Below are 20,274 nucleotides of genomic sequence, written 5' to 3'. Positions count from 1 at the left end.
TCGAAGCGAGGTCCGAATAGCCTGCGGATACGATTTTGTGTCTCAGTCTATCGATCAGAATTGACCGTTAAACGAGATAAGATTTCCCGAATCATCCCGGTGTGTTCATTCTGGGTTGTCGAGACCTCGGTAAGCGACGCTTTGATACTTGTCAGGTGTTCACGGATGGCGGTAAACTCATCACGAATGCCTTCGAAGCTATCTACCGCAGCATTGTCCACAGACGTGAAGTCTACCGGAGGCGGCCGTATTGCTGCCTCGATTGACCGTAAACGGGCGAGAACCGCCAAACGCTACCCAAAGTACCTGATGACGGTTCCGATGGCTCAGAAGGAAGCTATTCCTTGATATGTTCCACGTACTCGGCAAGATCCTCGACTCGTCTAGCCTTTGGCGAGAAATGCTGCCGAAGCTGAGCGTTGGTCTCAGTGCGACTCAAACCCTGGCAATTATCTATCACGTGCCGGACATGGAACGCCGTCGTCTCTTCGGCGGTGAGGAACGGATTCCAGTTCTTACCCTGAATATCAGGCAAGGCTAGTGCTCCGGCCTTCTCGGTCCAACGGTAAACCGTTTGCACTGGAGAGGTAGGCACCGATGCTATGCGTTCTCCGGACACGGCTCTGAAAACGGGGGTGTCAGCACCACCATTATATTCTCTATATAGATCAATCTCTGTAGGAGATTGATTATCTCTATATACGGGGGCGTCTACGCCCCCAACTACCCGGCGTGTACGCCCCTTATTGGGGGTGTGGACACCCTCGACCCCTTTGTAGTCCTGGACACACCTAGACCAGTCGAAGCCCTCTGGAACCGCAAGCCGGTACCTAGTCTTCTTGCCCCGTCCGCCTCGCGCTGTAATCGTGAGCCAACCGGCGGAAACTAGTTTCTTCACCTGAGCTTCCATAGCGTCAGTGGACTTGCCTGACGCATGAGCCATATCTTCATAGCTCACGTTCCATTCGAGCGACTCAGAGTTGATGTGGTGCCAAATAACAATTGCCGCCTCCGCAGGCAGCTTCTGCCCATTGTAGGCAAACGCCTTCATCCAAGAGAACTTATCTAGTTGCTCGGTCACTGCTGTTGCCCTCCAAGGCATCTTTGATCAAAGTTTGCAGTTGCGTTAATTCGTCCCGGTCTAACAAAAGAAAGCTTGGGACGCCTTCTAGCTTGAGTTTGTAATTGACGCCCTGGTCTGTGCTGTACCGGGGCTGAAGTATTACGCGCTTCATCTCTGATGTATCCTCTTCAGTGCCCTTGTCCCGGGATGGTATGAACACCCCGGGGCAAGGGTTTATCTATTTCAGTCTTCGAGCTTGTAAACCCGGACGACTCGCTGGTAACCCATCATGGTCTCGTCCGAGGTTTGTTCCTCGTAAACCAAGGCATGTCGGTTCTCGTCCAGGAATTTTGCTACGGGTTCGTAAAGCGGCTGGTGATCCTTCACTCTGATCGACTGGTGGACTATGAAGCATCTACCCCAGTCGTCGTGATCAACGATCCATGCGTAGATAAGGGTGTCACTGGAAACTACGGTTGCGGTTATCTTCACTTGTCCTCATCTTGGTTCGAAACCTCTGGCGCGGCCTTCGCTCAGACGGTTCGCCCTCTGTTATACCCCGGTATGGTATTTCCGAAATCCCGGAGATATCCCGGAACTGCTGGTGAATCCCCGGGATTGTGGGGGATTAGCAGAGAACGGCCAGGAAGGCTAAACGGGCAGGTCAAAGCAGGGAAACAAACCCCAGCCTGCTACGCTCCGGCGTCATGGGTAAGAGCAAGCGCAACAGTCCGAAGCCGGACAGCAACCGCGCCGAGAAGCTGGCCGCGCGCCGCGCCGAGCAGGAGCGGGCCGCGCAGACGATCACGCGGCCGTTCGAGGGTTTGGCCGCCGAGTGTGATCTGGTCGCGCTCCGCGAGTTCGTGCCGTCCGCCACCGCGACGCTGAAGCTGGCGCCGGGTGTGGCCGCCGAGCGCGCCGTGACCCTGGCGACGGTGCTGCCGGGCGCGGTGGCCGCGCTGGTGCGCGCCGGCGACGAGCCGGTCGGTTTCGTCGGCACCCAGGTGCAGTTCCAGTCGGGTAATCCGGCCGCCGATCTGGCCACGGCCATTCTGTGGACGCAGTCCGCCGAACCGGGCGATTCGCTCGCCGCGGCGAGTGTCGAAGGCGCGCCGAGCCTTTCGGATGTACTGGACAACGCCGGTCTGGATGTGACCGTGCATCAGGACTTCAACTGGTGGGTGCCCGAGGGTGTCACCCCCGAACCTCAGGTGGCCGCCACCATCGAGCAGGCGAATCAGGCGATCATGCCCTCGGCCCGCCTGAATCTGGGCGCGGACGCCATCGGTGCGGCCTGGTGGGTGGACGCCGGTGAGAAGGCGCATCTGCGCTGGGTGCGCCCGGAGGAGGAGGACGCGCTCATGCTGGCGCTCGCGCGTCTGCACGCCGCGGGTGAGCTGCACCTGGGCGAGGGTTCGCGTTTCGCGGGGTCGTTCCGCACCCACGGTCTGCTGGTACCGGTCTTCGATCTGGACCCGGAGCGGCACGCCACCGAATGGGAGCCCGCCGCAAAGGAATTCGGCGCCCGCCTGGCGGCCGCGCTGAAGAACGAGGAGCCGTTGAGCACCGAGGAGCGGCGTTCGCGCGACGGCCTGCGCTCGCGTCAGGTCACGCTGCGCTGAGGCCGTGCGGTAGTTCGGATGCCCTGAGGTAGCTCGGCCAGCGAAAGGCCCGGCCCCGCAGGGGGACCGGGCCTTTCGCACCGAAAACCCGAGAGCGCCGAATTACAGCGCGCCGCCCGCGGTGTGCGGGGAGCCGGAAGCATCCTTCGGAGAACTCATTTCGCGCGAAACGAAATTCTCCAGATCGAACATGTTCGAGCTGGCCCGCTCGGCGACGGTGAGGAGGGTCTTCATGGTCGCCACCTCCTCGACCTGCTCCTTCAGGAACCACTGCATGAACTGCTCGCCCTGGTAATCGCCCTCTTCGCGGGCGGTCTTGGCGAGGGCGACGATCTGTTCGGTGACCGTCTGCTCCTGCGCCAGGGCCAAGGCGATGGGCTCCTTGGCATTTTCGAATTGCGATTTGGCGGCGGCGTTGTCGGCCACCTCGACGATGAAATCCTGATCGAGCAGATACCGCGCGATCATGAGCGCGTGATTGCGCTCCTCGACGGCCTGCTTGTAGAAGTACTTCGCCAGGACCGGCAGATCGGCGTGATCGAACCACAATGCGATGGCGATGTACTGGCGCTCGGCATTGAATTCATTACGGATCTGATCCTGCAGCAGGGCGTGGAACTTGCTGCTCTTGGTTTGGGTTCGGCTGGACATGAGACAAGACATTAGCCCTGGTCAAAAAGCGTGTCATCCAAGTACAGCCTTATTGAGCACAGCCTTATTGAGGCAAGTATTGCCTAATTTTTCAATTCCCGACCGTGGTGATCAGCTCCGTTGGCACGGGTTTGTCCGCGGCCAATGCGTCGAAGAACTGACCGGCGCGTGTTTTGTCCCACAGCAGCACATTGCCGCTGCCGTCCACATCCTCGAACCCACCGACCGGCACGGTTGTCGCTATCGGATTGCCCGCCAGGGCCTTACCGAGCGAGGCCAGATTCCACACGTGTGTGCCCTCGTCCACCTTGAGAGCCTTCGTCAAGCCCTGTAGTAGTGGCCAGGCCCGGAAGGGATTGGCGAGCGTGCTCACACTGGTCGCCTTCCGCAGCAGCGCGCTGAGGAATTTGCGCTGGTTGAGCATGCGATCCAGATCGGCGAGGCCGGTCGCGCGGGATCGGACGAAACCCAGGGCCTGCGCGCCATTGAGCTTCTGACATCCGGCCTGCAGATCGATACCGGCCAGCGGATCGTCGATCGGCTTGTCCAGGCACATATCGATGCCGCCGACCGAGTTCACGATATCGGCGAAGCCGCCGAATCCGATCTGTGCGTAATGGTCGATGCGCAGGCCGGTCGCGATCTCCACCGTCTGTGCCAGCAGTGGTGCGCCACCGAAGGCGAAGGACGCGTTGAGCTTGTCTTTTCCGTGCCCGGGAATGCTCACGTAGGAATCGCGCGGGAGGCTGACCAGCGTCGGCTGCCCGGATTTGGGCTGGTGCACCAGGATGATGGTGTCGGTCCGCTCGGAGCCGACCTCACCACCGGTGGCGAGTTCCTGCTCCTGTTCCGGGGTGAGCCCGGTCCGGCTGTCCGAGCCCACCAGAAGCCAATTCGTCCCGGGCGTGTCGCCGATCCGGCCGGAGTAGCCGGGCAGCGCGTCGATCCGGGTCAGATTCGAGTCCACATAGATCGCGGCGGCGATCGGCAACAGCAGCAGGATCAGCAGCAGCGCCAGTATCCAGCGGAACCAGTGCCGTTTGCGTTTGCGCTTGGGGCCCTTGGGCGGTCGATCCGCGCCCCGGCCACCGCGCTTGGTGGGCAGGGCGGGCGGCGGCGGTGGGGGATTCTCGCGGTACGGCTCGGGAATTTGGGTCGGCGCGTGCGTCATCGCGCCCTCACGGTAGCGATCCCGCTGCGGTGCGCCGGGTCCGCGCTGATCGCGCGGCGGCAGCTGATCGCGCCGCGGCGGATGCTGATCGCGTTGCGGCGGTACCGGATTGCGCGGTGGATTCGCATTGCGTTGCGGGGGCACCTGATTGCGCTGGGGTGGCTGATTGCGCGGTGGCGGCGGCGGACCCTTACGCGGATTGCGCATGGTGGGCGGCACTTCCGACCATGCCAGGGCGGGTGCGGGCTCGTCTCGATGGAGTTTGTGGGTGGGTCCGTGCGGGTCCGCCGGATCCGGTTGCCGGGGGCTCGGATTCGGGCGTGGGCGGGGAGCCGGGGGCTGACCCGCGCGGTTCGGCGGTGGCTCCCGGCGCATCCGTGCAAACTGCTGGGGGTCGTCGCCGTTCATCATCGAAACTCTACTGATCGGACCCTCTCCGGGGTTCATTCCAATCGCATTACGGCAGCCAGGACACGTGACCGCGCAGTATCGAGTAGCCGAGATAGGCGACGGTGTCGATGAGCGCGTGCGCCAGCAAAAGCGGCCACAACCGGTTGGTTCGCTGCCAGTAGCGGCCGAAGACCAGGCCCATCACCAGGTTTCCGAGCCCGCCGCCGAGCCCCTGATAAAGGTGATAACTGCCACGCAGCAGCGCCGACGCCAGGAGTGCGCGATTCTCGGTCCAGCCCAGTTGGCGCAGTCTGGTGATCAGCCAGGCGACCACGAGCACTTCCTCGGCCGCCGAATTCGCCCAGGCGGACAGCACCAGCATCGGCAGCCGCCACCAGTGATCCAGTGAGCCGGGCACAATGGTGACGCTCATCCCCAAAGCATGTGCGACCAGGTACAACCCGAGTCCGGGCAGGCCGATCACCGCGGCCAGCGCCAGCCCGGGCAGCACATCCGAGCGCCACTTCGGTCGGACGAGCCCGATCAGGCGCGGCCCGAACCCGCTGCGCCACAACAGATAGATCCCCAGCGCCGCCCAGCCGAGCAGCCGCGCCACACTCAACAGCTGGAACAGCAGATCGATGGTGGACTGCGCCGCTCGCGACGGATTCAGCGCGACGGTCTGCCCGCCCACCCCGCCGGGGGCCAGCGCACTCTCCACCAGCGACAGCGCCGCGTTCGTCCCGCTCAGCCCGAAGGTGACGACCAGCACCACCGCGATCTCGAGCCGAATACCGCGCCGTTCCCGCTCATTCGACGTGGGCGCGGGCCAGGTGGCCGAGGTCTCGGCAGCCGAATCCATGCCCGCCAATCTATGCGCCCAGCTCAGATGCGATGCAGCCCGTGTTCGAAGGGGTTGGCGGCCAACGCCTGTACCGCCCGCGAGAGCGATTCGACATCATGTGCCGGGGCGGCGAAGGGAATGCGAATATCGTGGTCGGCCTCGATGGCCTCGACCCGCAGGGTCACCCCGTAGCGGTCGATGGCGAGCGGGTGCACCAGCGCGCCGCGCCGCAGCGCGGGCGGCAGATGCCGGGCGAGCCGGTCGATGACATCGGCGTGATCGGCGTGCAGATGTTGCAGCCACGCGCCCTCCATGGCGCAGAACGGATCCGGTTGCGCCTGCCGAAGTTGTTCGCGGGAGACCGAATCCGCGCCCGAGGTGTCCGCGACCACGGCGGAGTCCACGACCAGCCGCAACAGCGTGGCGGTATGGCCGATATCGAGCAGATTCGGATGCGGATGGTCCTCGGCCATGGCGGCGGCGAGCGCGCGCTGGGTACCGGCGGGCACCGCGTGCACCCAGCCGCGCAGCCAGACCAGCGCGCGCACGGGTTCGCGCAGCGGCAGCGGGGCCTGGTCGGTGAGCTCGAGCACGGCGGGCGATCCGGTATTGCCGCAGGTCATCACCAGTACGGCCGCAACCGAATTGGAGGGAACGGCGATGACGATGTCACCGCACTGGCGCAGCAGATGCACCGAGGTGGGTACCGGGTCCAGACCGGGCACGGCCAGCATCGCGCTCTCGGCATGGGCGCAGGCGCTGTGCACGCGCTCGGCGGTGTGCGGCGCGACGACCGGGGCCGTGTGGGTCATTGCCTACCTCCAGGTATATTTAGGTAAACCTAAGCTAAGTCAGAGGGTGATCTCGCGCAACCCGTCCACTCGCTACGGTTGACCCGTGCCGCATGATTCAGCCCCCGCCCCCGAACCGGTCATCCTGCGATTGAGCGTGCCGGGCAAACCCGGCGTGCGGGGCATCGCCGACGGCCTGATCCGTCCGATCGGCGCCGATCCGGGCACCGCTGAAATCCTGGACCTGAGCCTGGACGATGAGTCCGTCTCGGCATTCCTGGTCCGAATCGCGCACGGCGACACCGGCTTCCTGGCCCGGACCGACTCCGGTGAGCGCGCCCTGGCCCTCATCGCCGCCACCGTCGCGGCCCTCATGGGCGAGGACATCCGCGCGGCACTGGCCGCCCCGGACCTGACCTTCCTGAAGGGCCTGAAACCGCCCGCCGTGGAGGCGTTGCGCACGGTTCTGCTCGCCATCGAGACCACCGATCCGGCCGCGCTCACCGCCGCGCTCACCGCCGCGCTCACCGCGCTCGCGCCTTAGGAGCCGGTAAGGGAGTGATCCAAAATGGGGGGCAGCCAGGCGTCCGCAAGTAAGGTCGTATCCGTGCCGCGTATCGCCTATTTCGGGCCGTCGGGAACCTTCACGGAGATGGCCCTCGCGAAACTCGAGTCCACCGGAGCCTTCGGTGGGCCGGTCGAGCGTATTCCCGCCCCGAGTCAGGGCGCGACCATCGACCTGCTGCGGGCCGGACAGGTCGAGGGCGCGGTGGTGCCGATCGAGAGTTCGGTGGACGGTTCGATCGCGCCGACCCTGGACGCGCTCGCGCTGGGGTCGCGCCTGCAGATCATCGCCGAGACCGAGCTCGATGTGGCGTTCACGATTCTGGGCCGCCCGGGCATCGAGCTATCCGGGGTGCGCCGCATCGCCGCGTATCCGATCGCGGCCGCCCAGGTGCGGATCTGGCTCGCGCGCACGCTGCCCGAGGCGCAGCTGTACACCTCGGCCTCCAATGCCGCCGCCGCGGAGGACGTGGTGGCCGGGCACGCCGATGCCGCGGTCTCGACCGCGTTGGCGGGGGAGCGCCTGGGCTTGAGTGTGCTCGCCGCGAACGTCGCCGATGTCGATGCCGCGGTAACCCGATTCGTCTTGGTCGCGCCCCCGCAGCCCGCGCCCCCGCGCACCGGCGCGGATCGCACCTCACTGGTGATGGAGTTGGCCAACGAGCCGGGGTCGCTCATGCGCGCCTTCGCCGAATTCGCCACCCGCGGTATCGATCTCACCCGGATCGAATCCCGCCCGACCCGCACGGGTATGGGCACGTACCGCTTCTACCTGGACTGTGTCGGACATATCGACGACACCGCGGTCGCCGAGGCGCTCAAGGCGCTGCATCGCACCACCGCCCGGATCCGCTTCCTCGGCTCCTGGCCCGCGACCTCCGCGACCGGAACTCCGCCGCCCGCCGACGAACCCGCGGCGGCCTGGCTGGCCGATCTGAAGAAAGGAGTGGCGGACCTGTGACCGGCAAACTGATCCTGGTGCGACACGGTGAGACCGAGGGCAATGTCGCCAAGATCCTGGACACCCGGCTCCCGGGCCTGCCGCTCACCGAACGCGGTGTGGCACAGGCGAAGACCTTCGGCGCGAACCTGACCGTGCCGCCGCAGCGCCTGTTCTCCTCCGAGGCCCTGCGCGCCCGGCAGACCGGCGGATATATCGCCGATGCCACCGGCGTGAAGCTCGAGGCCCTGGAAGGTCTGCAGGAGGTGCAACTCGGCGATCTGGAGGGATTGAATACCCAGGAGGCGCACGAGGCGTTCCAGGATGTGTACCACGCCTGGCACTTCGGTGATCTGAGCGTGCGCGTACCCGGCGGCGAGAGCGGAATGGAGGTGCTCGACCGCTACGTCCCGACCCTGGACCGCCTGCGCCGGGAGTATCTGACCGCCGCCGACTCCGGTGATGTGATCCTGGTCAGCCACGGCGCCGCCATGCGCCTGGTCTCCCGCGAATTGGCAGGCGTCCCCAGGCTTTTCGCGGCCAACAATCACCTCGACAATACCGAGACGATCGAACTGCTGCCCGCCGCGAACGGCACCTGGGAGTGCACCCGCTGGGGTCGTTACCTTCCACCCTTCGCGGGAGCGACCGCCCCCACCGGCGACGACCCGATGGGCTGAGCGGCGGGGGGCTGAGCGGCGGGCCGGGATGACCAGGAGGCTTTCGCTCAGATCTGTCGGTGCGTCGGAAACTCCTGTCGCAGTGGGAGCGAACCGATCAGGTCCTGTAGCGCGGTGCGCAGTCGCGCGGGTGTACCGGTAGCGAGCGAGGTCCACTGGGTGCCGTCGTCGGCGGTGCTCGCGGTGGCCAGGAATCGGCCGTGCCGGGTATTGAACACCGCGAGGTGATTGTCCGCGGTATCGCGGGTGCCGTCGCCGTAGATGACGCCGACGATCTCGGCGTGCGAATCGACCTGAACCAGCGCCGCGGCAAGGGTTTTCGCATCGCGCGGCGGTCTGCCCACCGCGGCCAGGCGATTGCCCGTGGTGGCCGGATCGCCCGCATCGTCGAAGATCGGGGCCAATTCCGCTGTGGGAGCGTTCATTCCGTCGAGTTCGAGGGGTTCGGCCGGGCCGAGCGCGGCCATGACCGTCCCCGCCAGATCGTGTCCGGCCTCGTCGATCACATACGAGTGCGGCCCGCGTAGCGCGACCACTTCGATATCGTCCCCCTTGGCCAGGCAGAATCGATTGACCTGACCGTTCACATACCAGCGCAGCGCGAGCACCCAGTGCGGCCGGTACAGCACCCGCAGCCGTTCGGCCAGCTCCGGATGCACCTCGCCGACGTCGAGCAATTCGCGGTCGGCGAGGGCCGTCGCGGCGGCGTGCATGGCCGCGTCATGGTCGGTGGCATTGTCGTAGCGCCCCATGGCGTCGAGTACCACGGGCAGTTCGTCGAATGCCAAAGTCTCTTGCAGATACTGCATTTCGTCGAGGGACAGTGTGACCGATCGCAGCACCGACGGCCCGCGTCCCGCGCCGAGGACGGTCACCGATGCTCCGCCGGATCGCCGCCGATCACCGCGGGCGCGATGGCCCGGCCGTCGGCGAAATGCTCCACCGAGCGCCCGTAGTCGTGACCGCCGTGCGTCTCGTCCTCTTCGTCGCGCGCCTGATTGCCCAGCAGCGGACTGGAATTGGCGGGCCGCACCGGTGCGGCGGCCTGCGCGGCGGGCGGGCCGCTCACCGGTTCGGCGACCGGAGCGGCGGCCGGCGCGCCGCCGGGCAGCGCACCGCCCGCACCCCAGCCGTCGGGGAGTTTCAGTGTGCCGCCGCCATTTCCGATGTTCACGGTCGAGCCGCCGCCGAATGACACCGCGGTGGTGCTCAATCCCGCACCGCCCGCACCGGCGGCGGCGACACTCGCCGCGCCGAGACCCGGCACGACGGTGCCGAGGTGTCCGGGCGAGAGCCCGCTGGCCACCGCCGTGATCGCGGTGCTCGCGACATTGCCCACGGTGCTCACCCCGGAGGTGGCCACGGTCCCGGCCACCTGCGCGGCCTGACCCATGGCACTGAGCACCGCCGGATTATTGGCGAGCCCGGCCGCGGCGGCCAGCGCCGTCTGGACCGGATCACCGGCCCCGTCGCCGAAACCGCTTGTGCCATCGGCCGATCCGGCCCCCATGGCGATGGCGGGCGGCAGGAAGAATTCACCGGGCGTGGTGACCAGCGCGGTGGTGGCGGCCTCGTAGGTCTCCATGACCAGTGCGGCCCGGATATCGAGCGCCAGTTTGGCGGCCTCGGCCGCCTCGGCGGTGCCGTTGAGCGCACCGCCGGTGGAGTGCGCCGCCACCCGCGCCGCCTCGACGGCCGCGATCTCGGGCAGGCTCGGCATGACAAGGGAGGCCACGGTGTAGGCGGTCACATTGGCCGCGGCCTTGGCGGCCATGGCGGCGGCCAGCACGCTCTGCTGTTCGGACCAGAGGGTGAATCCGGTGAGGCGGCCCAGCACATTCAACCCGTTGACGCCCTCTAGACCCACCCCGAGCTCGGCCATGACGCGCGCGACCGTGGTGGTGGCGTCCACCCAGGCGGCGGTGAGCCCGCCCCAGGCGGTGCCCGCCGCGGCGATCGGAATGGCGTGTGCCCCCGCGTTCAGGGTGACGGAGTTGAGTTCGGCCATGCGGGGGAGCCAGAAGACCCCGGTGATGCCCAATGTCATTCGATGTTCCCCTCTACACCTGGATGGCGGCGATACCGGCGGCGCGCACCGCGTCCTGCACCAGATACTGGGCGAGCTGACCGCGCAGGGTGGCGGCGGCGTGATGCAGTTCGAGAACCGCCTGGGCGGTTGCCCGATCGTGGCTGAAGGCCGCCTGATTGAAATGCGCGGCGGCCAGGAAGGAGACTTCCTCGGTGCCGGAGGGAAGTACGTGGGTGGCCGGCGCGGTGACCGCCGCAGCCGCCGAGAGTCGTTCGGCGAGCAGGTCGAGCTCGAGAGCAGCGGCGAGAATGACCTCGGGCTGCACGGAGACGAGACCAACCATGAAGCGACTCCCTTTCAGGCGGGTGGAACAGACAGCTGTACCGGCTATGAATCCTTGGACGCACCGGTTAGCTGAATGGTTCCCCTAGCCCCGGTTCAGCCCCATCCCAGCTGATGGAGGCGGTCGTCGTCAATCCCGAAGTAGTGCGCGATCTCGTGAATCACCGTGATCGCCACCTCCTGCACCACCTCTTGCTCGCTGTGGCACATGCCGAGAATGGCCTCGCGATAGATGGTGATGGTGTCGGGTAATGCGCCCCCGTAGTGGCTGAAGTCCCGTTCGGTGAGCGCGATCCCGTGGTACAGCCCGAGCAGGTGCGGATCCTCGTCACTGCGGGGTTCGATGAGAACCACCACATTGTCGATGGCCTTGGCCAATTCGCCCGGAATCAGATCCAGTGCGTCGCCGACCAACTCCTCGAAGCGGTCGTCGGACATGGAGACCGCCATACCTACCGGATCTCCTGGAAGCCGGGGCCGATCACCGCGGCTGCGGAATGACCGGCGGGGCGGCGCCCGGTAGCGGCGGCGGGGTGTAGCGGCCGTTGTTCGGCGGCGGCACCGGGGCCTGACCGTCGATCTGCAGATCGCCGCGCGCCGAACCGGTGATGGTGGCGAAGCCCTCCTGGTCCGCGCCCTTGCCGATCAGGCAGTTCAAGCTCTGACTACCGGCGAGCCAGCTGCGGGTGTCCAGGAAATCCCAGAACAGCGTGAGGGTCTTGTTGCGCAGCGCGTCGGGGGAGCCGAGATAGTCGGTGGAGTCCTTGGCGCACTGGTCTTCCATGACCTTGTCCTGATCGTCCTTGGTGGGCGGGCCGCCCGGGAAGCGGGCGCCGAGGTCCACGGTGGAGACGATCTCGAAGGCGTGCGGCTGGGCGCAGTCGACCGGATCGGTGGGCAGATTGCGGGCGATGCCGATGCAGGTGCCCACCTCGAAGACCTTGGACTGGTTGGTGCTGCGCACACTGCCCGAGATGGGGTGTGTGGCGGTGCCCGCGCTACCGGTGACCTGCAGACCGCAGCGCAGCGTGCGCTCGCCCGCCTTCCAGCCCGCCTCACCCGGATTGATCAGCCCGACCACGAACTTGCCGCGCGGATCGAACTTGCCGCCGAGGTAGGTCTGCGCGGCGCTGACGCAGTGCTCATCGCGCAGTTCGGAGAAGCGCAGCGAATCGGGAAAGCGTGAGCCGGGCCCGAATTCGCGGCCCGGGTACTTGCTCAGGTCGATATCGGCGGTGACCTCGAACAGATGCTTGCTGCCGCAGTCCACCTTCACCAGATCGCTGGCATTGCCCTTGGACCAGCTCAGGCAGTCGCCCTGTTTGGCGGTGCCGAAGGCCGCGCCGGCGACCGCCCCGGTGGGCTGTGCGCCACCCGGATTGCGCGCCTCCACCCGGCCGGAGTCGAAGCCGGACAGGAACATGGTGATGAGGGCGGCGACGATGGCCCCGACCGCGACCGCGAGCAGTCCCCAGCGCAGGGTCGGCGCGGAGAGCGGCCCGTCCGTATCCAGCTTCGACCGCAGCGCGGAGAGCGGACCCGACCGTCCGGGCATCCGCCGTGAGCCCCCCTTACGGGGACCGGCGCTCGGCCACTCGGGCTGTTCTGGCGGAGGGAACTGTTCGTCGGACATCGCGCTCCATCATGCAGGGTTTGATTTGCCTCCGCTACGCTCCGGCGCGTCGCGGCCCTCGTAACCCCGTTTCTTCCCTCCTCCGCGCCTCCGCTTCGCTCCCCCCGCTCCGTCGGTCCAGAACCGGGGCGGGCCGCGAACTTCGACCTCATGGTCTGAGTGCTATCCCGCGATGATGTCCGCGGCCTTCTCGCCGATCAGGACCGCGGGCGCGTGGGTGTGTCCGCGGGTGATGATCGGCATGACCGAGGTGTCGGCGATGCGCAGGCCCTCGACGCCGCGTACGCGCAGCTCCGGATCCACCACGCCGGTGCTGTCCGAGCTCATTCGGCAGGTGCCGACGGGGTGGTAGAGGGTGTGCGAATGATCGTCGAGGCAGCGCTTGAGCACCTCCTCCATCGGGGTGCCGGCGGGCAGCGCGGGCTGCATGAGTTCGCCGATGTGCTCCTTGAGCGCGGGCTGCGAGGCGATCTCGACGCAGGTGCGCAGTCCGGCCATGAGCGCGATGCGGTCATTGATCTCGGCGACGTAGTTGGGCGCGATGCGCGGTGCGGCGAACGGGTCGGCGGAGGTCAGCGTGATCTCACCGAGGGATTCGGGTTTGAGCAGGACCGCGGCGAAGGTGAGCGCGTGCCCGTCCGGTTCGCCCAGGCCCTCGCCGATGTAGGGCGCGGGGGCGAAGATCAATTCGAGATCGGGCAGCTCCAGATCCGGACGGCTGCGCACGAACCCGTACGCCTCACCGACATTGGAGGTGAGCTGTCCGCGCCGCCGCACCAGATAGTTGGCCAGCTCCAGCAGGTTCTTGTCCGCCCCGTACAGGCTGCCCGCCGTGGTCCGGTAGACGATGGGCGCGGCCAGATGGTCGCGCAGATTGCGCCCGACCTCCGGATTGTGGTGTCGCACCGGGATTCCCAAGTCCTGTAGCTGATCGACCGGTCCGATGCCGGAGAGCATGAGCAGCTGCGGGGTGTTGATCGCCCCGCCGGAGAGGATGACCTCGCGTTTGGCGTGCAGCTGTTTGGTTTCGCCGCCGACCCGGTATTCAACCCCGACCGCGCGCTTGCCCTCGAACAGCACCTGGGTGACGTGCGCGTCGGTGATGAGGGTGAGATCCCGATGCCGCTGCAGCGCGGGCCGCAGGTAGGCATCGGCGGTGCTCCAGCGCGCACCGCGCTTCTGGCTCACCATGGTCTGGGTGAACCCTTGCGGCGCGTCGCTGTTCGCGGTTTCGAGGGTGAATCCGGCCTGACCGGCGGCCCGCAGGTATTCCGCGGTGATCGCCCGCGGACTGCGCTGCGGTGCGATGTGCAGCGGCCCGTCGCCGGAGAGGCCGTCGGGCCCCTCGATGGTCTCCATGCGCTGGAAGTAGGGCAGCACCTGCTCGAACGACCACGCGGGCCCGGCGTGCTGTGCCCATTCGTCGTAGTCGGCGGCGAAGCCGCGCACCCACATCATGGCGTTCATGGAGGAGGAGCCGCCGAGCATCTTGCCGCGCGGCCAGTACACCTGGCGGTCGTGCAGTTCGGTCTGCGGTTCGGTGCGGTAGTTCCAGTCGTTCTCCCCTTGGAAGAGCTTGGCGAATCCCGCCGGAATATGGACGAATTTGTCGCGGTCGGCGCTGCCCGCCTCGACGACGGCGACGCTGACGCCTTGCCGGTCACTCAGCCGCGCGGCCACTGCCGCCCCGGCCGATCCGGCGCCGACGACAATGAAATCGACTGTGCTCGGCGTGTATTGGGGCATGGAGACTCCTCGGGAGGGCTGGCGAGGGGTACGGGCGCGGGCATAGCCGCGCTTCCTGCCGTACCCGTGGTCCAACTCTGGTCGATCCGGCGAACCCCGGCGACCCGAATGCGCGAATCAGGCGGAAACTGCGTGGTCGCGGCGAAATGCGCGAGTGCGCGCGGACATTCGCCCGAGCCCGGACCTACGGGAAATCCACTGGCCCCGGCCCGATAGGCTGAGAGCCATGATCGACCTTCGATTCCTGCGGGAGAACCCCGACGTTGTTCGCGCCTCGCAGCGCGCTCGCGGCGAGGATCCGGCCCTGGTGGACGCCCTGCTCGCGGCGGATACGGCCCGGCGCGCGGCGGTGGCCAACGCCGATGGTCTGCGTGCCGAGCACAAGGCCCTGGGCAAGAAGGTCGGCAAGGCTTCCCCGGAGGAGCGCCCGGCGCTGCTGGCGCGGGGGCAGGAGCTCTCGGCGCTGGTGAAGGAGGCCGAGGTGGCCGAGAACGCCGCCGACGCCGAGCTCGACACCGCCCAGCGCGCGCTCTCGAATGTGGTGCAGGAGGGCGCGCCCGCGGGTGGTGAGGACGATTTCATCGTGCTCGAGCACGTCGGCACGCCCCGTGAATTCGATTTCGAACCCAAGGACCATGTGGATCTGGGTGAATCGCTGGGCCTGTTCGATATGGAACGCGGCGCGAAGGTTTCGGGCGCGCGCTTCTATTTCCTCACCGGCTACGGCGCGCTGCTGCAGTTGGGTCTGTTGCAGTTGGCCGCGCAGCGGGCCACCGCGAATGGTTTCACCATGATGATTCCGCCGGTGCTGGTGCGCCCGGAGATCATGGCGGGCACCGGTTTCCTGGGTCAGCACGCCGCGGAGGTCTACCACCTGGAAGAGGACGACCTGTATCTGGTCGGCACTTCGGAGGTGCCGCTGGCGGGCTATCACTCGGGCGAGATCCTGGATCTGACCGAGGGCGCCAAGCGCTATGCCGGTTGGTCGTCGTGCTTCCGCCGCGAGGCGGGCAGTTACGGCAAGGACACCCGCGGCATTATTCGCGTGCACCAGTTCGACAAGGTGGAGATGTTCGTCTACACCCGGCCGGAGGACGCCGATGCCGAGCATCAGCGCCTGCTGGCCTGGGAGCAGGAGATGCTCGCCGCCATCGAGGTGCCGTACCGGGTGATCGATGTGGCCGCCGGTGATCTGGGCAGCTCGGCCGCGCGCAAATTCGACTGTGAGGCTTGGGTTCCCACCCAGCAGACCTACCGCGAGCTCACCTCGACCTCGAATTGCACCACCTTCCAGGCGCGTCGCTTGAATGTGCGCTACCGGGACGAGAACAACAAACCGCAGACCGCCGCCACCCTGAACGGCACACTGGCCACCACCCGCTGGATCGTCGCACTGCTGGAGAATCACCAGCAGGCCGATGGTTCGGTCCGGATCCCGGCCGCGCTGGTGCCGTTCGTGGGTAAAGAAGTGTTGGAGCCCAAGCGCTGACCACGTCGCTACGCCGGAAACCCGCCCAAGTGAAACAGACGCAAGTCACACACCGTATTCATACGGTTGTGTCTACCGTCGGCATTTCTTGTGTTTAGGCTAGGCAGCGTGCGAGGAATCGGGCATCGCGGCGATACCCGAACGCGGGTGCGTGCGGCATCGGCGCTGGCGACAGCAATGGTTATGGCTCGGACCACCGGGGCGTTCTACGTCATGGGTGGTGTGCTGGGTCTGGTGATCACGGCGGTCGCCCCGGGTGATGAGGGCAATAGGCCGCTGGTGGGTGGAGCGGCCGGTGTCGCGCTGCTGCTCGGCCTGAGCCTGCTCATCTGGGGTCCGCGTATGCATCATTCGGTGCATCACGCCTATGTCGCCATGGCGACGGTGCTGGTAACCATTGCGGTGCACTGGTTTCCGAATACCGTCGGCGCCATCAGCCTGGCCGCGTTCTATGTATTCGTCGCTTGTGACGCGGCGATTTTCTTCGCCTGGAAATGGCTCGGCGCGCATCTGGTGTTCGCGATCGTGTGCTGTCTGTGGGTGGTGCCCTCGCGCGGGTTGCCGTGGTGGTCGGGTCTGATTCCAGCGGGTATCACTTTCGGAATCGGCATTGTGGTCGGCATTCTCACGCGTATGGCGTCGGACGCCGATATCGATATGTTGACCGGACTGTTGAACCGCCGCGGTTTCGATCGGGCGCTGGCCAATGCGATCGGACATGCCACTCGCACCGGACAGGCGCTGTCGCTGGTGCTGGTGGACCTGGACCGTTTCCAGAAGATCAATGATCATCTCGGGCATCGCGCGGGTGACGCGGTGCTCCAGCGCGTCGGCGACACCTGGTCGAAGCTGTTGACGCCGGAGCAGCGCCTGGCCCGCTACGGCGGTGACGCCTTCGCCCTGCTGCTGCCGAATTCGACGGAGCAGGCGGCGATTCTGCTGACCGAGCAGTTGCGCGCCGCGGTGACCACCGGCTGTTCGGCGGGTGTCACCTCGTGGCAGCCGGGTGAGTCGGGTTCGCTGCTGGTCAGTCGCGCGGACGTGGGTTTGTACCGGGCCAAGCAGGCCGGCCGCAATCGCACGGTGCTGGAATCCTCGCGGCAGTTGCCGCTGGCGGTGGAGCTGCGCGAGGCCATCGATCGCGGCACCCTGGATGTGCAGTATCAGCCGATAGTGAGCCTGTCCGACGGTGCGACCCGCGCGGTCGGGGTGGAGGCGCTGCTGCGCTGGTCCTCGCACGCGCAGCCGGATGTGACCACCGAGGGTTTGATCCGGGTCGCCGAGGAATACGACCTCATCTCCGATCTGGACGAGCTGGTGCTGCGCCGGGCCTGCGCCGACGCGACCCGTCTGCAGGAGACCTTCGCCCAGCTGGATCTGACGCTGAATGTGAATGTGAGCGGTCTGGAGCTGGCCGAATCCGCCTATGCCGACCGGGTTTCGGGAATTCCGGCCGATACCGGCTGGCCCGCCGATCAGCTGGTCCTGGAGGTCACCGAGAGCGAGATCGCGGCCGAATCCGAGACCGCCATCGCCAATCTGCACAAGCTGCGCGAGACCGGCGTGCGTATCGCCATCGACGACTTCGGCACCGGCTATTCGTCTTTGAGTCGCCTGGCCACGCTGCCCAGCGACATCCTGAAGGTGGATCAGTCCTTCGTGGCCGCCATCCGCTCCGATTCCCCGGCTCCGCCGCTGCTGGGAGTCATTGCGGCGCTGAGCAAATCGCTGGATCTACAGGTGATCGCGGAGGGCGTGGAGACCGAGTACCAGGCCGCGGTCCTGACCGAGCTGGGCTTCGCGCTGGCGCAGGGCTATCACTACAGCGATTCGCATCCGGTGTCCGAACTCATCAATGACCTGAACGATCGGCACGGTCTGGTGGGCGCGGGTTTGAAGGATCACGAGGTGAACACCAACGGCTGGATCCCGGTCGAGAATCCGTTTGACGGCGGCGGGCACGAAGCGCAGAGTTGATCTCATGCGCATGCTCGTCTACGCCTGTTGATCCTGGCTCGCACTCCTAGGTAACCGCCGCGCCGATCCGGTGCGCGCTCTCACGTTGCGCGCGATGCTGTTCGCGCTGACGGCGGATCTGATTCCGTACTACGCGCTGTACGCGCTGCTCTTCGCCGATCACGGCCTGACCACCGCGCAGATCTCCTCGCTGCTGGCGATCTGGTCGGCGACCTCGTTCCTGTTGGAGGTGCCCTCGGGCGCCTGGGCGGATACGGTGTCGCGCCGCGGTCTGCTGATTCTCTCCGGTGTCCTGCTGACGGCGGGTTTCGCGATCTGGACGGTGCTGCCGTGCTATGCCGGTTTCGCGGCCGGATTCATTCTCTGGGGTACCGCGGGCGCGCTGCGCTCGGGCACCTTCGAGGCGCTGATCTACGACGATCTCGCCGCGCGCGGGTCGACGGCCGGTTATTCGCGGTTGCTGGGCTATCTGCGCGCCGCGGCCGAATCAGCCGCTCTCACAGGTATTCTCGCCGCCGCCCCGCTGTACGCCTGGGGCGGTTACGCCCTGGTCGGCCGGTCGAGTGTGGTGCTGGCGGGTGTGCACGTGCTGACCGCGATCGCCTTGCCAGGCGCACCGAAGGCGGTATCCGCTTCGGAGGTGGAGGACCTGGCGGATGAGCCGGAGGCCGTGCCCTCCCCGGTCGGGCTGACACCGACCGCCGCGGGCCTGTCCCGCTATCTGCGCACGCTGCGCACGGGTCTTCGAGAGTCCGTGCACGTCAAGGCTATTCGCCGCGGTGTCATTCTGGTCGCGCTGCTGAACGGCATCACCGCCTTCGACGAGTACTTCCCCCTGCTCACCGATCACGCCGGGGTCGCGCCGTCGATCTCCGCGGTACTGGTGGGTGTGACGGTCGCGGGCGCGCTGGCCGGTGCGGCGCTGGCCGGTCGCACCGAAAACGTCTCCGCCCGAGCGTTTTCCCTCGCCATGGGCATCGCGGGTGTGCTGTTCATCGGTGGTGCGCTGCTGTGCGGCGCGGCGACCTCGCACCCCGGCCTGGTGTATCCCCTGACGGCACTGGGCTTCACGGCCATCGCCGTCGCCTACGGCATTGATTACAACGCCGATATCCAGGCCGCGGCCCGTCTCCAGGATGCCATCGAGGGTCCCGCGCGGGCGACGGTCACCTCGGTGTCCGGCCTGGTCACCGAGGTGATCGCACTGATCGTCTTCATTTTCGCGGGGGTGGCCGCCGCCTGGTTGCCCATTCCGGCCCTGGTCGCGGCCCTGGGCACCCCGCTGCTGTTGATCGCGGTGCTACTGCCGAGCTGGCTGCCCGGGGCGGCGGCGGAGTCGCTCAGACAACCGATGGCCGAGTGAGACCGGACCGGAGCACCCCGCCCTGTTCGGCGAACCGGCGCGCCAGTTCGTGCCGAGCCTCGCCGTCGCCCATCGAATTGTTCACGCAGAAGCGCCCTTCCGCGACGGTCAGCAGTTTCACATTGACCAGTCGAATGGGGGCCAGTGGTCCGGGCACGGTCGCGGGTAGTTCCCCGTCCAGCAGTCCGAGCATGACCACCAGTGCGCCGTTCTCGTCGAGATAGGTTTGCGCGCCCTCGTCGGGCAGGCGCGCGTTGTCCAGCTGAATGGTGAATATCTCGTACCGATCGAGCATTTCGGAGAACCCGAACCCGTAGTGCGCCACCAGATTCGACACCGTCATCACGGTCTGCCCCAACCAGGAGGTGGCGACGGAGAGGGTGTCGCTGTTCAGGGCCAGGTCCCCCGAGATCCCGAACACCTCGAGTTCGTACCCGTTGGTGGGTTCGGCGTCATCCCATTCGGTCGGGTCCGCCAGTCCGCTGCTGGCCACCAGCAGTCCATCGTCCCGGCGCGCGATCGCATGCGCCTGCCGCACCGCGGGCCACATCGGCCCGCCGATGAATCCCGGATTGATCATGTGCGCGATAACGTCGGTATCGAGTCGCCCCCAGGAATTCCAAGCCTCGTCGAGCACCCGATAGGTTTCGGCGTCGTACATTTCGCCGATGGTGGATTCGGTCACGCCCCGACCGTATCCGACACCGGGTCGCCCGACCATTCGCAGCTTCCGTTCCGGCACAAGGCATCTCACCCGTCGGCGGTGCGCCGCCGTGGTCCGTCGCGGCCGATGCGCAAGGATCGGGTGGTGTTGATGAGACGGGTCGGACTGCTGCTGGGGGGTTGTATCGGCGCGGGCGTCGCGGTGCAGGCGCGGGTCAACGGGGCGCTGGGGGAGCGGTTGGGCGATGGGGTGGCGGCCGCGGTGGTGAGTTTCGGCACCGGGCTCATCGTGGTCGCGGCGGTGTGCGCCGGAACC

Annotated in this window: 22 protein-coding genes; 8 read left to right on the top strand and 14 right to left on the bottom strand. The window is 66.6% G+C overall.

All coding sequences use genetic code 11. The features are described from left to right. Positions 1-47: 47 nt before the first annotated feature. From NA10_RS37015 to NA10_RS23325, 3 genes are all read right to left on the bottom strand, one after another. Positions 48-221, bottom strand: coding sequence for a hypothetical protein (locus tag NA10_RS37015; RefSeq protein ID WP_157556696.1), 174 nt, complete (start codon positions 219-221; stop codon positions 48-50). 116 nt (positions 222-337) lie between these two features. Further along, positions 338-1,081: a helix-turn-helix domain-containing protein gene (locus NA10_RS37010; RefSeq protein ID WP_157556695.1), complete on the bottom strand. Its 744-nt coding sequence runs from the start codon at positions 1,079-1,081 to the stop codon at positions 338-340. Between the two features lie 225 nt (positions 1,082-1,306). Continuing rightward, positions 1,307-1,555 carry a hypothetical protein gene (locus tag NA10_RS23325; RefSeq protein WP_067571481.1) on the bottom strand — a complete coding sequence of 83 codons (249 nt, stop codon included), beginning with the start codon at positions 1,553-1,555 and terminating at the stop codon, positions 1,307-1,309. A 215-nt stretch (positions 1,556-1,770) separates the two neighbouring features. Here NA10_RS23325 and NA10_RS23320 point away from each other — a divergent pair, with 215 nt between their 5' ends. Beyond that, entirely contained in the window at positions 1,771-2,685 is a 915-nt protein-coding gene (locus tag NA10_RS23320) for a DUF5926 family protein (RefSeq protein ID WP_067571479.1), read from the top strand. Positions 2,686-2,787: 102 nt separating this feature from the next. On the opposite strand, the gene NA10_RS23315 is transcribed toward NA10_RS23320, so the two are convergent. The 4 genes from NA10_RS23315 to NA10_RS23300 all read right to left on the bottom strand — a co-directional run bounded on the left by NA10_RS23315 (position 2,788) and on the right by NA10_RS23300 (position 6,553). Next, a complete protein-coding gene (locus tag NA10_RS23315) occupies positions 2,788-3,336 on the bottom strand; it encodes a ferritin (protein ID WP_067571477.1) in 549 nt (182 codons plus the stop codon). A gap of 91 nt (positions 3,337-3,427) precedes the next feature. Continuing rightward, entirely contained in the window at positions 3,428-4,915 is a 1,488-nt protein-coding gene (locus tag NA10_RS23310) for an LCP family protein (protein WP_067571476.1), read from the bottom strand. A gap of 49 nt (positions 4,916-4,964) precedes the next feature. Next, a complete protein-coding gene (locus NA10_RS23305; RefSeq protein ID WP_067571474.1) occupies positions 4,965-5,759 on the bottom strand; it encodes a CPBP family intramembrane glutamic endopeptidase in 795 nt (264 codons plus the stop codon). A gap of 23 nt (positions 5,760-5,782) precedes the next feature. Beyond that, positions 5,783-6,553 carry a DUF2470 domain-containing protein gene (locus NA10_RS23300; protein WP_067571472.1) on the bottom strand — a complete coding sequence of 257 codons (771 nt, stop codon included), beginning with the start codon at positions 6,551-6,553 and terminating at the stop codon, positions 5,783-5,785. A gap of 85 nt (positions 6,554-6,638) precedes the next feature. On the opposite strand from NA10_RS23300, the gene NA10_RS23295 reads away from it, so the two are divergent. The 3 genes from NA10_RS23295 to NA10_RS23285 all read left to right on the top strand — a co-directional run bounded on the left by NA10_RS23295 (position 6,639) and on the right by NA10_RS23285 (position 8,716). Continuing rightward, positions 6,639-7,076 carry a hypothetical protein gene (locus tag NA10_RS23295; protein ID WP_067571470.1) on the top strand — a complete coding sequence of 146 codons (438 nt, stop codon included), beginning with the start codon at positions 6,639-6,641 and terminating at the stop codon, positions 7,074-7,076. Positions 7,077-7,139: 63 nt separating this feature from the next. Further along, positions 7,140-8,057 carry a prephenate dehydratase gene (gene pheA / locus NA10_RS23290; RefSeq protein WP_067571467.1) on the top strand — a complete coding sequence of 306 codons (918 nt, stop codon included), beginning with the start codon at positions 7,140-7,142 and terminating at the stop codon, positions 8,055-8,057. Further along, complete coding sequence (locus NA10_RS23285) at positions 8,054-8,716, top strand: histidine phosphatase family protein (RefSeq protein ID WP_067571465.1); 663 nt, start codon at positions 8,054-8,056, stop codon at positions 8,714-8,716. The genes pheA and NA10_RS23285 overlap by 4 nt, the downstream gene beginning before the upstream one ends. Positions 8,717-8,763: 47 nt before the next feature. Here NA10_RS23285 and NA10_RS23280 read toward each other — a convergent pair whose 3' ends face one another. The 6 genes from NA10_RS23280 to NA10_RS23255 form a co-directional block, all read right to left on the bottom strand. Continuing rightward, entirely contained in the window at positions 8,764-9,591 is an 828-nt protein-coding gene (locus tag NA10_RS23280; RefSeq protein ID WP_067571463.1) for an ESX secretion-associated protein EspG, read from the bottom strand. After that, positions 9,588-10,763 carry a PPE domain-containing protein gene (locus NA10_RS23275; RefSeq protein WP_067571462.1) on the bottom strand — a complete coding sequence of 392 codons (1,176 nt, stop codon included), beginning with the start codon at positions 10,761-10,763 and terminating at the stop codon, positions 9,588-9,590. Before NA10_RS23275 ends, NA10_RS23280 begins: the two co-directional genes overlap by 4 nt. A 13-nt stretch (positions 10,764-10,776) precedes the next feature. Further along, positions 10,777-11,088, bottom strand: a complete 312-nt coding sequence (locus NA10_RS23270; RefSeq protein WP_067571460.1) for a PE domain-containing protein — start codon at positions 11,086-11,088, stop codon at positions 10,777-10,779. A gap of 95 nt (positions 11,089-11,183) precedes the next feature. Further along, a complete protein-coding gene (locus NA10_RS23265; protein ID WP_067571458.1) occupies positions 11,184-11,537 on the bottom strand; it encodes a metallopeptidase family protein in 354 nt (117 codons plus the stop codon). Between the two features lie 31 nt (positions 11,538-11,568). Beyond that, a complete protein-coding gene (locus tag NA10_RS23260; protein WP_067571457.1) occupies positions 11,569-12,642 on the bottom strand; it encodes a septum formation family protein in 1,074 nt (357 codons plus the stop codon). Between the two features lie 240 nt (positions 12,643-12,882). Further along, a complete protein-coding gene (locus NA10_RS23255) occupies positions 12,883-14,466 on the bottom strand; it encodes a GMC family oxidoreductase (RefSeq protein ID WP_067571454.1) in 1,584 nt (527 codons plus the stop codon). Between the two features lie 226 nt (positions 14,467-14,692). Between NA10_RS23255 and serS the strand changes: the two genes are divergently transcribed. From serS to NA10_RS23240, 3 genes are all read left to right on the top strand, one after another. Beyond that, a complete protein-coding gene (serS, locus tag NA10_RS23250) occupies positions 14,693-15,955 on the top strand; it encodes a serine--tRNA ligase (protein WP_067571452.1) in 1,263 nt (420 codons plus the stop codon). 183 nt (positions 15,956-16,138) lie between these two features. After that, positions 16,139-17,932, top strand: coding sequence for an EAL domain-containing protein (locus NA10_RS23245; RefSeq protein ID WP_245677667.1), 1,794 nt, complete (start codon positions 16,139-16,141; stop codon positions 17,930-17,932). 94 nt (positions 17,933-18,026) lie between these two features. After that, complete coding sequence (locus tag NA10_RS23240) at positions 18,027-19,295, top strand: MFS transporter (protein WP_067571449.1); 1,269 nt, start codon at positions 18,027-18,029, stop codon at positions 19,293-19,295. On the opposite strand, the gene NA10_RS23235 is transcribed toward NA10_RS23240, so the two are convergent. Next, positions 19,273-19,980, bottom strand: a complete 708-nt coding sequence (locus NA10_RS23235) for a hypothetical protein (protein WP_157556694.1) — start codon at positions 19,978-19,980, stop codon at positions 19,273-19,275. The genes NA10_RS23240 and NA10_RS23235 overlap by 23 nt on opposite strands. Positions 19,981-20,085: 105 nt before the next feature. Between NA10_RS23235 and NA10_RS23230 the strand changes: the two genes are divergently transcribed. Then, the coding region (locus tag NA10_RS23230; RefSeq protein WP_218021565.1) for a DMT family transporter at positions 20,086-20,274 on the top strand (189 nt) is incomplete at its 3' end.

The sequence above is a fragment of the Nocardia acidivorans NBRC 108247 genome, from assembly GCF_001625085.1.
In the GTDB taxonomy this organism is placed as follows: Bacteria; Actinomycetota; Actinomycetes; order Mycobacteriales; family Mycobacteriaceae; genus Nocardia; species Nocardia acidivorans.
The sequence above is the reverse complement of the archived record's forward strand: the minus strand, read 5'-3'. Positions and strand labels throughout refer to the sequence as shown.